Origin of the sequence: Ferrimonas balearica (genome assembly GCF_019802085.1) — a bacterium.
Lineage (GTDB): Bacteria > Pseudomonadota > Gammaproteobacteria > Enterobacterales > Shewanellaceae > Ferrimonas > Ferrimonas balearica_B.
This window is the reverse complement of sequence record NZ_JAHVHV010000001.1, coordinates 366,523-380,651: the sequence shown is the minus strand read 5'-3', so window position 1 is coordinate 380,651 and position 14,129 is coordinate 366,523. Positions and strand designations below refer to the sequence as shown.

Annotated in this window: 12 protein-coding genes and 1 pseudogene; 8 read left to right on the top strand and 5 right to left on the bottom strand. The window is 63.9% G+C overall.

What is annotated here, in order from left to right; all coding sequences use genetic code 11:
• Positions 1-259: 259 nt before the first annotated feature.
• The 3 genes from KUV81_RS01780 to KUV81_RS01770 form a co-directional block, all read right to left on the bottom strand.
• On the bottom strand, positions 260-1,414 hold the full coding sequence (locus tag KUV81_RS01780; RefSeq protein WP_222542126.1) for a porin: 1,155 nt from the start codon (positions 1,412-1,414) through the stop codon (positions 260-262).
• Positions 1,415-1,543: 129 nt separating this feature from the next.
• A complete protein-coding gene (locus KUV81_RS01775; RefSeq protein ID WP_222542125.1) occupies positions 1,544-2,572 on the bottom strand; it encodes a porin in 1,029 nt (342 codons plus the stop codon).
• A gap of 240 nt (positions 2,573-2,812) precedes the next feature.
• Entirely contained in the window at positions 2,813-5,128 is a 2,316-nt protein-coding gene (locus KUV81_RS01770; protein ID WP_222542124.1) for a DNA polymerase II, read from the bottom strand.
• Positions 5,129-5,279: 151 nt separating this feature from the next.
• On the opposite strand from KUV81_RS01770, the gene dinG reads away from it, so the two are divergent.
• The 8 genes and pseudogenes from dinG to KUV81_RS01730 all read left to right on the top strand — a co-directional run bounded on the left by dinG (position 5,280) and on the right by KUV81_RS01730 (position 11,847).
• Complete coding sequence (gene dinG / locus KUV81_RS01765; protein WP_222542123.1) at positions 5,280-7,355, top strand: ATP-dependent DNA helicase DinG; 2,076 nt, start codon at positions 5,280-5,282, stop codon at positions 7,353-7,355.
• A gap of 57 nt (positions 7,356-7,412) precedes the next feature.
• Positions 7,413-8,153 carry a TSUP family transporter gene (locus tag KUV81_RS01760; RefSeq protein WP_222543326.1) on the top strand — a complete coding sequence of 247 codons (741 nt, stop codon included), beginning with the start codon at positions 7,413-7,415 and terminating at the stop codon, positions 8,151-8,153.
• Positions 8,150-8,773, top strand: coding sequence for a primosomal replication protein (locus KUV81_RS01755; protein ID WP_222542122.1), 624 nt, complete (start codon positions 8,150-8,152; stop codon positions 8,771-8,773). Before KUV81_RS01760 ends, KUV81_RS01755 begins: the two co-directional genes overlap by 4 nt.
• A 20-nt stretch (positions 8,774-8,793) precedes the next feature.
• Positions 8,794-9,477: a DUF2057 domain-containing protein gene (locus KUV81_RS01750; RefSeq protein WP_222542121.1), complete on the top strand. Its 684-nt coding sequence runs from the start codon at positions 8,794-8,796 to the stop codon at positions 9,475-9,477.
• 38 nt (positions 9,478-9,515) lie between these two features.
• Positions 9,516-10,314: pseudogene (locus tag KUV81_RS01745) on the top strand (histone deacetylase).
• 19 nt (positions 10,315-10,333) lie between these two features.
• Positions 10,334-10,597 (top strand): late competence development ComFB family protein, encoded by a 264-nt coding sequence (locus KUV81_RS01740; protein WP_222542120.1) that lies wholly within the window; start codon positions 10,334-10,336, stop codon positions 10,595-10,597.
• Between the two features lie 49 nt (positions 10,598-10,646).
• Complete coding sequence (locus tag KUV81_RS01735) at positions 10,647-11,327, top strand: DUF3108 domain-containing protein (RefSeq protein WP_222542119.1); 681 nt, start codon at positions 10,647-10,649, stop codon at positions 11,325-11,327.
• 49 nt (positions 11,328-11,376) lie between these two features.
• Positions 11,377-11,847, top strand: coding sequence for a DUF2919 domain-containing protein (locus tag KUV81_RS01730; RefSeq protein WP_222542118.1), 471 nt, complete (start codon positions 11,377-11,379; stop codon positions 11,845-11,847).
• A 61-nt stretch (positions 11,848-11,908) separates the two neighbouring features.
• Here the strand turns inward: KUV81_RS01730 and KUV81_RS01725 are convergent, their stop codons facing one another.
• Positions 11,909-12,613: a glutamine amidotransferase-related protein gene (locus KUV81_RS01725; RefSeq protein WP_222542117.1), complete on the bottom strand. Its 705-nt coding sequence runs from the start codon at positions 12,611-12,613 to the stop codon at positions 11,909-11,911.
• A gap of 11 nt (positions 12,614-12,624) precedes the next feature.
• Positions 12,625-14,127, bottom strand: a complete 1,503-nt coding sequence (locus KUV81_RS01720) for a CoA-acylating methylmalonate-semialdehyde dehydrogenase (RefSeq protein WP_222542116.1) — start codon at positions 14,125-14,127, stop codon at positions 12,625-12,627.
• Positions 14,128-14,129: the final 2 nt, after the last annotated feature.

The window sequence follows — 14,129 nt, the reverse complement described above, 5'->3', positions numbered from 1 at the left end:
ATCAGTGTGTTTATTGTTTTTCCCTGCTCCCGACATCCATCGGGAGTAAGGTTATTGTTGGGTGGAACCCAATCTGTCAGCACTGATGTAATCAGATCGAAAACATCGAATCAACCCTTAATTAACACACTGATAACTATGGCGGCACACTTTCTGTACAGTCGCACGCCAAACTCAGGGGAAACGCTGGGGTCAGATCCGCCATTTTCAGCCCGGTTCGGGCAGTCCATATCGCCAGGAAATCTTCATTGAACAGAGATCAGAAGAAGAATCGGGCACCAACACCATAAAGATCCTCCCCACTGTCGCCAGAGGCGCCAAAGCTGCTGTCATCCAACTTGGCCTCGAAGTAGAGTCGAAGCAGATTGCCCCACTCGTAATGCGCACCCAGTACATAGAGGCGCATTCGATACATTCCGTTTTCATTTTCGTAACTTGCGTCATCGGACTCGAGCCAGTTGAGTCCCGACACCAGGGTCAAATCGTTGTCAAAGGTCCAGTTGAGCATGACCTCATAACCCTGGCCATCGAACACCCGGTTCTGGTTGTCCACCTCATGATTCTCGGTCTGGGCGTAGTTGGCCGCCAGGTAGAGGCCCGGCTGGTAGAGGGTGCCGTAGGTGATCCCCAGGATCACCGCCTCGTCCCTTTGGCTCACCAGCTCCTGTTGGCGGAACGACGAGTCGAAGTCCCCCCGGTTGTAGCCCGCGCCAAAGGTCAGCTGACGCCACTGGTAGCGCAATGAGCCGCCGAAACTGTCGTCGTACTCGATGTCCACGTCCTCGAAGATCACGCACTCCGGCGGCGGATCGTCCTCCTCGCACTCCGGCGGTGCCAGGATCCCCACCTGTCCCTTGGTGCGGGCCTGGTACTGCAGCCCCAGCTTGAAGCCACCCCATTCGTTGCGGTACTGCAGGGCGCTGTCGGCCCGCCCGGTGCCGGAAAGACCGCCATCGGAGCCGAAATTGTAGGTTCCGGACGCCAGGCCACCGGTCATGATGAAGTTGTCGGTGGGGGCGGCCACATCGTAATAGACCGACCACTGCTTACCGGCGGAGAGCCGACCCCAGGTGTCGTGGCCAAAGGCCAAAAAGCCCAGGCGGTTGAACAGGAAGTCGCCCTCGCGAGCCGATTGCAGTGAGTCGCCGTTCAAGGTCAGCTGGCTGCCGGAGTCGATGGCGTTAAAGCCCCACTCCATCAGCGCTTCCGCAGTCCACTCCTGGGTGACGGCGCGCTGGTAGGCAAAGCGAATTCGTGAAGAGCTGTCCAGCAGCTCGGTGTCGCCATCGATCTGCACCAGGTTGACGCCCAGGTGGCCCCCAACGTCGAAACGGTTGATGTTGTCGTCGTACAGACTGATGGCCGAGGCGGGCAGTGCAAGGCACATGATCGGCAGGGCAAGGGCGCGGCGCATAGGATGATCCTTCATAAAACTCAGTGGGATATGGCCTGAGTCTAGTCAAAGAATCGAAACTCGCGCGGACAGGAGGGAAAACAAAAAAGCCACCGCAATGCGGTGGCTTTTGGGCAATCGAGGAATCGATTACAGGTAGATACGAACACCTACAGCGAAGGCGTCGTCGGTGTCACGGATGTCGGAACCGTGGTCAACCTTGTAAGCGCCGTATACAACGGTGTTCGGAGTCAGGTTGTACTCGGCACCGAAGTTGGTGTACTCCTGGATGGTGATGCTGTTGGTGTCGTCTTCGATACCTTGGTACAGCACGTACAGGTTCAGACCGTTCTGCATGCCGTAGGCGGCCAGGGCTTCGTAACCGTTGGCTTCTTCAGCGATCAGAGCAGCGCCACCAACGTTCTGGGACTCCTGCAGGTTCTCGGACATGGCGTAAGAACCGGCCAGGTACAGGCCTTTGCCGTAGTTACCGTAGGAAGCGGAGAAGGCGTGAACGTTGGCGTCCAGGATGCCTTGACCGGTTGCGGTGTAGTCTACGTCGCCGCCGCTGTAGGCGTAGCCCAGCTTAACACCAGCGATGCCGTAAGTTACGGACGCGGAGTAGCGATCGTCGTACTGCTCGGTGGTGCCCTGCCACTGCAGGCCGAAGTTCAGGTCGCCAGCGTTGCCCAGGGAGAAACCGTTGCGGTACTGAACGGATTGGTCAGCACGGCCCAGGCCCAGCTTGCCACCGTCGGTGCCGTTGGCGTAGGTGAACAGGGAGTCGGAACCCCAAGCGATCGGCTGGTCGGTGGCGGAAGTCACGTCGAAGTATACGGACCACTGCTTACCGGCAGAGATGCGACCGTAGTCGTCGTGGCCGATACCGATGTAACCCAGACGAGTGGAGAAGCTTTCGCCGCTGGTGACGAAGTTGCTCATGCCCATCTCGATGCGGCTGTCCAGCTTGTAGCCGTTGCCCAGGTCGCGGTTGAAGGAGAAGTTGATGCGCGGGGAGTTCGCACCAACCTGGGTCTCACCGGACTTGTCGGTCAGTTCGACAGTCAGGTGACCACCCATGGAAACGGAGTTTACGCCGTCGTTGTACAGTTCAACAGCGGAAGCACTGTTGGCGAACATCAGTGCCGGGATAGCAGCAGCAAGCAGAGTCTTTTTCATGGATTTGCCTAACCAATCAAGCGTCTTAAATTCATTTGGTGTTCCCCATACATTCCGTGGGAACTTTGTAGTTCGTCCGCTGACGGGCTAGGACAGTAGCAGAGGCCCCGAGAGGCCAAAAGAGACCAAGATCACACTTTCCAGGTAATGAGCAACATTACTGACCAATACTTACCTTTAATCACACTTTATTCGCCTGAGATCCTCTTTTTTGGCATATTTTTCACCATTTTTTAACATTTAAAAGAGCCCCATTTGGGTTCCGTCCAGGTCCGAGAACTCCAGATTCAACATGGCCAGAACCGGCTCTGCGATGGGCCTTAGCTGTTTCTCAACATAATGTTCATAGTCGATGGAAACGTCGCCAATCCCAGCGGGAACCGGCCCATTTTTTGCGATCAGGTAGCGAATTCTGCTGCCTTTACGGTAACGAGTATCACTTTGTAACCGATTCGCCTCCCGGGCGGCCTGAACGTGGGGGGCGTTGGCGTGATAATCGTCCAGATCACGACGAAGTCGCTTGCTGTACACCAGCAGTGCGTCCACCTCCCCGGACCGGGTGCGGGTGATCCAGTCCCGCACCAGCCCCTTGACCGGACGCCCTTCGAACCAGGCCTGGTAGAGCCGCTGTTGAAACTCCCGGGCCAGAGGGGTCCAGTCACTGCGCACCGTCTCCATCCCCTTAAAGGTGAGCGTCAGGCCCTCCTCCCCCTCCACCGCCCCGACGTAGCGTTTCTTGGAGCCTTCGCTGGAGCCACGGATGGTGGGCATAAAAAAGTGGTGAAAATGGGTTTCAAACTCCAGCTCCAGGGCACTGTCGAGCCCCAGTGCCGTCAAAGCGTCCCGCCAGCGGCGATTCACCATGGTCACCAGGGCACGGCCAATCTCGTCGCACTGGGCATGACTCAGGTGATCCCCAACGTGAACAAAGGTGGAGTCGGTGTCGCCGTAGATCACCCGGTGGCCCGCGTCCTCTATCCAGCTTCGGGTGGTCTTCATGATGTCGTGGCCCCGCAGGGTAATGGAGGAGGCCAGACGCGGGTCGTGGAAGCGACACCCCGCCGCCCCCAGCACGCCGTAAAAGGAGTTCATCAGAATCTTTATCGCCTGGGAGAGGGGCGCGTCCTTCTGCCGCTTGGCCTCCTCCCGCTGCGCCGCCAACTCGGCGATGATCCCCGGCAGACGATGATGCTGGCGATGGAAACGGGCACCGCGGTAGCCCTCCACCGTCAATGCCGAGTCGACCTCCGCCATGCCGGTCACCATCCCCATGGGGTCAATCAGGTAGGAGCGGATGATGGAGGGGTAGAGGCTTTTGAAATCGAGCACCAGCACATTGCGATAGAGCCCCGGCACTGAGTCCATCACGTAGCCACCGGGGCTGGGGGGGATGTCGTGACTGTCCAGGTTGGGCGCGACAAAGCCGTTGCGGTGCAGAAGTGGCAGATAGCGGAAGGTGAAGGCCGCCACCGAGCCGCCGGTGCGGTCCAGCTCCAACCCGGTCATCTGGCTGCGGGCCAGGGCAAACTCCAACAGTTCGGTGTGCTCGAATATCCGCCACACCAGTTCGCAATCCTTGAGGTTGTAGTGGGCCAGCGCCGGCTTGTCGTGCTGGAAGTTGTGCTCAATCTCCGCCAGGCGCCCCTTGACGTCGTCGCAGGCCTTGCCCTCCCCCAAAAGCGCCTGGGCCACCGCATCCAGGGCAAAGCTCTCGAAGTGGTAAAACGCCGCTCTCAGCCACTCGATGCCATCCAGCACCGCCCGACCGGCGATGGCGCACTCCCGCCCGGGACCGGCCTGCTCCCGCCAACGCGGCTCACTGCCGTCGCGCCCCAGGGCCAGGCGCACGCCGCAGTGCTGCGCCCGCTTCTGCAGCAGCGCCAGGTCAAACTGGATCACCGACCAGCCGATGATGACATCCGGGTCCACCCGTTCGAACCAGTCCAGCATGGCGCGCAACAGGGCGGTCTCATCCTCAACAAAGGTCAGGTAATCCGGACCCGCCTGGGGCGGCCCCACCATAAACACCCGCCGGTCCCGGTCGCTGTAAAGTCCGATGGAATAGAGCACGCCGTGGCGGCTGCACTCGATGTCCAGGGAGACCAGGCTGGGCGCATGAGATGGCTGGGCGGGCTTGGCCGCCAGGATGCGATGGTCCGAGACCTTGGCCGCCAGGGCCCCGCGGACAAAGCGCTCCATCAGGTAGCGGTCGCAGGGACGGATGTCCCCCTCCAACAGCGTCCAGCCCGGCTGCTGCGCCTGGCTTTTTACCGCCTGCCACAGGCGGTGCTCGGTGACATAGAGCGCCAGCACCGGGCTCAGGGCAAAGTCCCGGGCCGGAACGGACGCCAAACGCCAGCCTCGCTGGTTTCCCAGCCACTGTCGCCACTGGTCCTGTTCGGTGTCGGGAATGAACGCCTGGTAGGGCTGTGCCGGCACCACCAGGCACTGGGGGCCGGTGTCGGTGGACAGCCAGTACACCAGCTCGGCGCCGCCCTCGCTGGGACGCTGCTCCCGGCTGAGTAGCCAGCCGGTGGAGATATGAGGAGTTTCCATGGCCCTTATTGTCGGGCAGGGCGCCCTGTCAGCACAAGACGGCCCCGCTCCGGCGGGGTGCAAAACGGTCGGATTGTCGGCGCATTTCCCGGTGGATACTGGTATTCTGTACAGCCATTTCTCCTGCCCAGCTTTGGAACGTCCCGCCTCTATGCTCAGCGACAAAGTCAAAACCGCCACCCGCAAGGCCTACAACAACCTGGCCGAGGCGATCCCCAATTTCGTACGTCGAAAAGAGCAGAACTACCTGGTGGCGGAGATCGCCAAGACCCTGGCGGGCACCTACAACAAGCAGCGGCGCATCGTGGTGGTGCAGGCCGGTACCGGCACCGGCAAGTCCCTGGCCTACGCCCTGGGGGCCCTGCCCCTGGCCCTGGCCCAGGGCAAGAAGGTGTGCATCTCCACCGCCACCGTGGCACTTCAGGAGCAGCTGGTGAACAAGGATCTGCCCCTGCTGCAGCGCCACAGTGGGCTGGAGTTTCGCTTCGGCCTGGCCAAGGGGCGTCAACGCTACGTCTGCCTCTCCAAGCTGGAGCTGCTGGCCGGTGAGGTGCCGGACAACCAGCAGGCGCTGTGGGAGAGCAAGCCCGCCGAGGGGGATGTGGCCCTGCTCAAGCGGCTGCACCAGGCCTACCACGAGGGCCAGTGGGACGGCGAGGTGGACTCGGTGCCGGAGCCGGTGCCGGATCACCTGTGGAGCCAAATCGCCTCGGACAAGCACAGCTGCAACCGCCAACTGGCGGCCCATCGTGACTGCCCCTTCCATAAGAGCCGGGAGAAGATGGACAGCTGGGATGTGCTGATCGTCAACCACAGCCTGCTGCTGGCGGATCTGGAGCTGGGCGGGGGTAAGATCCTGCCGGACCCGGACAGCATGTACTACGTGCTGGACGAGGCCCACCACCTGCCCCAGGTGGCCCGGGACTTCTCCGCCGCCAGCGCCACCGTCAAAGGCTCGGTGGAGGCCTTGGGCAAGCTGGAGAAACTGGCCCACAAGCTGGCCCGGGAGCTGGCCAGCGACAAGGCGGCCATCACCGCCTCCGAGCTGTCCGAGGACGTGGACGCCCTGAGCGAACAGCTCGGTCAGCTGCAAAGCTTCTGCGACAGCAACGCCTTCTTGTTCGACAACGCCGACCGCCGCCACCGCTTCGAGGGGGGCGTGCTGCCCCCGGTGCTGGTCACCCTGGCAGAGAACCTGGGGGGCACCAGCAAGGGCGCCCTCAAGCGCCTGAGCAAGCTGCAGCAGATGCTGATGGAGGCGATCAAGGAGGGGGATCTCAAGGGCCACAAGGCGGAGCCCATGGTGGCGGATCTGGGTTTTGCCCTACAGCGGCTGGAGAACCAGAACGCCCTGTGGCAGATGCTGGCCCGGCCGGTGCCGGAGAATGGCGCCCCCCAGGCCCGCTGGATGGACAAGCTCGAGGGCAAGCGGGAGGACTACCTGTTCAGCGCCTCCCCCATCGAGATCGGCTTTATGCTGGAGGAGATGCTGTGGACCAAGGCCGCCGGCGTGGCCCTGCTCTCCGCCACCCTGATGGCCCTGGGCAACTTCGACCACTACCGTCACCAGGTGGGGCTGCGGGCCGACGACGGCACCCGCTTTATCAACCTGCCCTCCCCCTTCAACTACCAGGACAACGCCACCCTGTTCCTGCCCAAGATGCCGGTGGAGCCGACCCACGACGGCTTCGGTGACGCCCTCAACCAGAAAATTCCCCAGCTGCTGGAGGAGGAGATGGCCAGCCTGGTGCTGTTCACCTCCTATCGCCAGATGGAGTCGGTGGCCGAGTCCCTACGCCGCTTCAAGCGGCTGCCGGTGCTGGTGCAGGGGGAGGCCCCTCGCCAGGAGCTGATCCGCGAGCACAAGGCCCGCGTCGACGCCGGCAAGCCCTCCATCCTGTTCGGCACCGGCAGCTTCTCCGAGGGACTGGACCTGCCCGGCGACTACCTGACCAACCTCATCATCACCCGGCTGCCCTTCGCCGTGCCCACCTCGCCGGTGGACCAGGCCCACGCCGAGTACATTAAGGCCAAGGGGGGCAACCCCTTCCTGCAGCTGGCGGTGCCGGACGCGGCGAAAAAACTGGTCCAGGCCTGCGGCCGGCTGCTGCGCAACGAACAGGATTATGGCAGGATCACCATCCTCGACCGACGCCTGGTCAGCAAGCAGTACGGCACCGCCCTGCTCAACTCGCTGCCCCCCTATCGCCGCCACATCGAACACTGACGCGGCGCACTAAGGAGACCCCTCTTGGAGCTCGCGCTGGATCTCGACCTGCTGGCGATGCTGGCCGCGGTGGCCTTTGTCGCCGGCTTTGTGGACGCCATTGCCGGCGGCGGGGGCCTGTTGACCATCCCGGCGCTGCTCACCGCCGGCCTGCCGCCCCACCTGACCCTGGGCACCAACAAATTGGCGGCCACCTTTGGCTCCGCCACCGCCAGCTGGACCTTCTATCGCAAGAAGCTGTTTGATCCCAACTTCTGGCAGCGCAGTTTCTGGGGCACCTTTATCGGTGCCGCCGTGGGCACCCTGGCGGTGGACGCCATCAGCGTCACCTGGCTGGAGCGGGCCCTGCCTCTGCTGATCCTGGCCATCGCCGTCCATTCGCTGCTGAGTAATGCCCCCAAGGAGGAGCAGCACCAGCTGCCGGCCGTTTCCAAAAGCCTGTACCGTCGCCAGTGGAGCCAGGGGCTGAGCATCGGTTTCTACGACGGCTTTGCCGGCCCGGGCACCGGCGCCTTCTGGACAGCCTCCTCCATGGTGCTCTACCGGATGAACATCCTGCTCTCCTCCGGCCTCGCCCGCAGCATGAACTTCGTCAGCAACGCCACCTCCCTGGGCTTCTTTATCGGCCTGGGCCACGTGCATTTTGGCATCGGCATCGCCATGGGGTTGTCGCTGATGGCCGGCGCCTGGATCGGCGCCCACTCCGCCATCCGCTTCGGCGGCCGCTTTATCCGGCCGGTGTTCATCACCATGGTGATGATCATCGCCGCCAACCTGGCATGGAAGGCCTGGCTATGAGCTCTCCCCTGGTGACCCGCCTGCAGGGCCAGCTGGCCCGCCTCGAAGCCCTGGTGCGCGAACACGACGCCCGGCTGAGCGATTCCGACAAGAAGTGGCTGGCCAACACCAGCCATTTCCACGACCAGCTGTTTGAACAGCAAGGTGCCACCCTGGCCGGCTGCCTCAAGGTGCTGCACCAGGACTTGAACCAGATCGGCCAGCTGGAGCAGCTGGGGGCCCGCCCCGATGCCCTGGAGCTGGTGTGTCAGCGTTTTGCCAACCGCTTTGCGGCCCTGAGCCAGGCGCTGACCAACACCGCCACCATCAAGCGGGGCCAGCAGGCCAGCGTACGCCGACGCAAGCGGGCCCAGGGGAAGAGCGAGTACCACTGGATCGCCCAGACGGTGATGCGCTCCAGCCACCAGCTGTACGAAGAGCTGCGCAAGCATCAGAACTGGGAGTCGCGGCTGGAACAGAAAATTCGTGAACTGGAACAGCGCCTGGACTTGCATCACGGCAGCGAGAAAATCACACTGCAGAATGAGATCCTGGCAACTCACAAGCGGTTAGGTCGTTGCCGCCAGGCAATGTCCTACATCGAGCAGCGCATCGCGCAGCTGGAGAAGCCGGGGCGCTGATTGTGCTAGAGGAGAACGCAATGAAAAAGGCCATGGCCCTGAGCCTCGCCCTATTGGTCAGCCCCCTGTCCTGGGCGGAAAACCTGACCATCCCCATGGAGTTTGAGTTTGTCGCCCTGGACGGCACCAAGGTGTCCAGCTCCCTGTTCAGCCACAAGTCTGAGCTGGAACTGGCCCCGGGGCAGCGGAAGATCGCCCTGCAGTACAAAGATTTGGTGCCGGAAAGCGTGGGCGATGGCCACCGTCGCATCTCCTCCTCCCCCTTCGTGGTCACCCTGCAGGTGGCCCCCGGGGTGGATTACCGCCTGAACCCTGACCGTCGCATTCTCGACATCAAGACCGCCGAGGCCTATGCCAAAGACCCCAAGGTGGTGATCAGCGCCAGCGACGGTAGCCAGGTCAGCTACAGCGTGCAGCTGACCCAGTCCGATGAGTCCACCATCGTCGACAAGTTGCTGGGTGACGCCCCCACCGCCCCCAGCGCCGAAGAGGCGGCCCTGGCGGCCACCGCGACCGGCACCGCCGCGGCCGCGGCCGCCGCACCGACCAGCCCTGCCGCCGAGCCGGCCCAAGCTGCCCCCCAGGCCGCCCCGGCAGCGGGACAAAGCGCCAGCCAGGCGGAGGAGATGCTCAAGTACTGGTGGAACCAGGCGGACGAGCAGACCCGCAAAGCCTTTATGAGCTGGGCGGTCCAACAGCTGTAACTCGGACCGGGCCGCCGACAGGCGGCCCGGCGTTTATCATGTTGCACGGCGTCTATCACCCCATCTACTCGGCCCTGCCCCTGCCGACCAACCACCGCTTTCCCATCCACAAGTACCGTCTGCTGCACCAGCGGCTGATGGCCGATGGCCTGCTCACCCCCGAACGTTGCCATGCCCCCAAGGCACTGACCCTGGACCAGGTGGCCCGGGTACACTGCCCCGACTACGTGGCGCGTTTCGCCGAAGGCACCCTGGATGGCAAAGCCCAGCGGCGGCTACCACCACGCTCACTACGACTTTGGCAGCGGTTTTTGCGTGTTCAATGACCTGGTGCTGGCCGGCCGGACGCTGCTGGACAGCGGCGCGGTCTCCCGGGTGCTGATCTTCGATTGCGACGTCCATCAGGGAGACGGAACCGCCACCCTGTGCCAGGACGACGATGCCCTGATCAGCTGCTCGCTGCATTGCGAGCGCAACTTTCCCGCCCGCAAGGCCCAATCGGACGTGGACATCCCCCTGGAGAACCGCTTGGACGACGCCCAGTACCTGGCCACGGTCAACTCCGTGCTGCCCTGGCTGCTGAACCTCTACCGCCCGGATCTGGTGCTCTATGATGCCGGAGTGGATGTCCACCAGGCGGATGCCCTGGGCTACCTGGACCTATCAGAACAGGGGATTTATCAGCGAGATAGAGCGGTAATGGCTCACTGCCGTGCGCAGCAAATACCGGTAGCCGCGGTGATCGGGGGCGGCTATGCTAAGGATCATCAGCACTTGGTGCCCCGCCACCAGCAGCTGTTTCTGGCGGCGCGCGACGCCCTGGAAGAGAGCGACTGACCCGAGGAAGGACACTGCCATGGAACTGGACATTCGCAACCACTACGAAACCCTGGTCCGCCAAGCCATCCTGGATGCCGAGCTGCACTTCGAACTGAACGAAGACCAGCTGACGGATCTCGCCTGCCTGGCTCTCAACCAGCTGCCCGCCCGCTACATCCGCTTCCAGGTGGACATGACCGGCTACGCCTCGGCGGACGAGCTCGAAGCGATGCAGCAGCAGGTTCGGGGCGCCATCGATACCGCTCTTAGCCACCTGCAACTGCACCCCAGGGTGGACTGAGACCCGGGCCAGGAGGTAGGCTTAGCGCCCCACTCCCTGGAGCCCGACGATGTACCGCTTACTGATCCCGCTGCTGTTCAGCGCGCCCCTGCTGGCGGCCCCCGAGACCTTCGAGGCCCGCTACAAGGCCTACACCAGTGGGATCCCCTGCGGCTCGGGCCGCCTGAGCCTCAGCCAGAGCGCACCGGACCAGTACCGCTATCGGGCCAGCGGCAAGATCTGCGTGCTGGGCCAGAACATCCAGCACCAGAGCCAGTTCAGCTGGCTGGAAGGCCAGCTGCAGCCCGGCCCCTACCAGACCCACTTCGACGGCTGGTTCAAGGATCGCCACCTGACCGGCGAGCTCGGTCCCGCCCAGCGCTACGTGGTGATCCAGAACGGCGAAACCCTGCCGGACAGCGACGATTTTCCCCGCGCCCAGTGGGAGCCGGCCCAGATGCTGATGACCCTGGCCCAGGCCCGGGAGGATGTGCGCCTCTCCTACACCTGGGGCGATGAGACCCGGGATTACCTGTTCGAGTACCAGGGTGAGGAGGCACTGGAGACAGCCCTGGGAACCTTGACCACCCACAAGTTCATCCAGGACCACCCCAATGAAGCCCGTGTGGCCCAATTCTGGTTTGCCCCGGAGCTGGGGGGCGTGCTGGTGCGCCTGGAGGCCAGCCGTCTGGGGATCCCCTGGCTGACGGTGCGCATTCGCGACTACCGCCCCACCGCCGAGGTTGAATAGCGGTCTTAGCGTCCCCATCTGAACAACATCGCCCCGGATGGACTCGACCATGCCCCAGTACACCTTCGATCACTTCGATCGCCACGGCCAGCTTAAGCCTGGCCCCTGGCTGCTGCTCACCATGCTGCTGTGCGCCAAGACCTGGCTGCTGTTTGCCTTGGGTGCCGCCAGCCGGCAAAGTGGCGCGGATCTGCTGGCCCTGTTCTACCCGGACCGGCAGGATTTCTATCTGGGGTTGCTGCTGGGCTTGCCGGCCCTGGCCCTGCTGCTGGCCAGCGGCCACCGCCACCAGGGCCGCCTGGGCCCGGCCCTGTGGCATCGAGGACGGCCCCTGCTTCTGGCCAGTTGGGCACTGCAACTGGGACTCCAACTCAAAGCCCTGGTCGGGGTGCAGGGTCAGTTCCACTGGGCCCCGGGTCTCACCCTGCTGGCCAGCTTCTGGCTGGGGCTCTACCTGCTGCGCAGTCGGCACGTCAAAACCGTCTTTACCGCGGAGCCAGGGCCCCTGGCAGGCGCCTGAGTGCCCCCAGACACCCAACAAAAAAGGCCCCACTTGGGGCCTTTTTTATGGCAACGCTCGGTCAGTAGCGACGCTGGAGAAAGTCCAGGATGCTGGCCAGGAAGCGGTCGGAGTCCACCGGTCGGGCAAAACCGGCCTGGGCCTGCCGGTACACCGCCTCACCGATCTGCGCCCGGCGCTTGTCCGCCAGGGCCCGGTTGTAGCCCACCGGGAACTCCGGGTGGCCCTGGACGGTGAACACCTTGTCCTCAATGACAAAGCTGTAGTTCGGACAGAAGTCGCTGCTCGCCAGCAGGGTGGCCCCCGCCGGCAGGGTCTGCACCTGGTCCTGGTGGGAGGAGAGCAGGAACCAGCGATCGATGCCCGCCGGGAACCAGGGCGCCGGACTCACCACCCGGGTTTCGTAGGGCCCCATGCCCCACCCCTGGGTCGCCTTGGCCACCTGCCCCCCCAGGGCCTGGGCCAGCAACTGGTGACCGAAGCAGATCCCGGCGATGGGCCGATCGGCCGCCATCGCCTGAGGCACCCAGGCCGACAGGCGCTGGATCCATTCGAGCGGCTCGTAGGCGCTGTGACGGCTGCCGGAGATCACCCAGGCGTCGCACTCGGTCACCTCAGGCAGGGCATCGCCCTGGGCGTCATAGAGGCGGCAAGTGGTGCCGGGCCGCACCCGGTTAAAGCCCGCCTCAAACATCTCGCCGTACTGGCCGTAATCCACCGCCAGCGCGGGATCGACCTTGTCGCAATCCAGGATCCCTATCACCATCACTCTCATCCTTACTTCATGGTGGGCATCACAAACTCGGCCCCGTGACTCTTCGGCCAGCGGGCGGTGATGGTCTTCATCTTGGTGTAGAAGCGCACCCCGTCCGGGCCGTGCATGTTCAGCGGGCCGAACACCGAGCGTTTCCAGCCGCCGAAGCTGTGGAAGGCCATGGGTACCGGAATGGGCACATTGACCCCCACCATGCCGGCCTGCACCCGGTGACCGAAGTCCCGCGCCACCTCCCCGTTCTGGGTAAAGATGGCCGTCCCGTTACCATACTCGTGCTCGTTGATGAGCTTCAAGCCGGTCTCGTAATCCGGCACCCGCACCACCGCCAGCACCGGACCGAAGATCTCCTCCCGGTAGATGCGCATCTGGGGGGTCACCCGGTCAAACAGGCTGCCGCCGAGGAAGTAGCCCGGCCCCTGGGAGGCCAGCGCCCGGCCGTCCACCACCAGCTCGGCACCGGCGGCCACGCCGCTGTCGATATAGTCGATGATGGTGGCCCGGTGCGCCTCGCTGATCACCGGCCCCATCTCGTTCTCCGGTCCGTCGCCATCCAGCGCCGCCAGGCCCGAGCCGACCCGCAGGGCCGCCACCTTGGGGGCCAGCTCCGCCACCAGGCGATCGGCGGCGTCATCGCCCACCACCACCGCCACGGAGATCGCCATACAGCGTTCCCCGGCGGCGCCGTAGGCGGCGCCCATCAGGGCACCGGTGACGCCATCCAGGTCCGCATCGGGCATCACCAGCAGGTGGTTCTTGGCCCCGCCCAGGGCCTGGACCCGTTTGCCCTTGGCACTGGCGGTGCTGTAGATGTACTCAGCGATGGGGGTGGAGCCGACAAAGCTCACCGCCGCCACGTCCGGGTGGGTGATGAGTGCATCTACCGACGTCTTGTCCCCCTGCACCACGTTGAACACCCCATCGGGCAGGCCCGCGTCCTTAAGTAGCTGCGCCAGGCGCAGGGACAAGCTGGGATCCTTCTCCGAGGGCTTGAGGATAAAGCTGTTGCCGCAGGCCAGGGCCACCGGGAACATCCACATCGCCACCATGGCGGGGAAGTTGAACGGGGTGATCCCGGTGCACACCCCCACCGGCTGCATCACCGAGAAGCTGTCCACCGAGGTGCCGACGTTCTGGCTGTGCTCCCCCTTAAGCAGGTGGGGGATCCCGCAGGCAAACTCCACCACTTCCAACCCCCGCACCAGCTCGCCGTGGGCGTCGGAGTAGACCTTGCCGTGCTCGGTGGTGATGAGGGCCGCCAGCTCGTCCTTATGAGCCTCCACCAGCGTCTTGAAGCGAAACAGGATGCGGGCGCGATTCAGGGGCGTCACCGCCGCCCAGGCCTCCTGGGCGCTTTTGGCGATGGCCACGGCCTCGTTCACCTCCGCGGCGGTGGAGAGGCCCACCTCGGCAATCGCCTCGCCGGTGGCCGGGTTCATCACCCGGCTGCTGCGTCCACTTTGACTGGCCACACTCTGACCGGCGATGAAGTTGTCGATACGTTGCACGC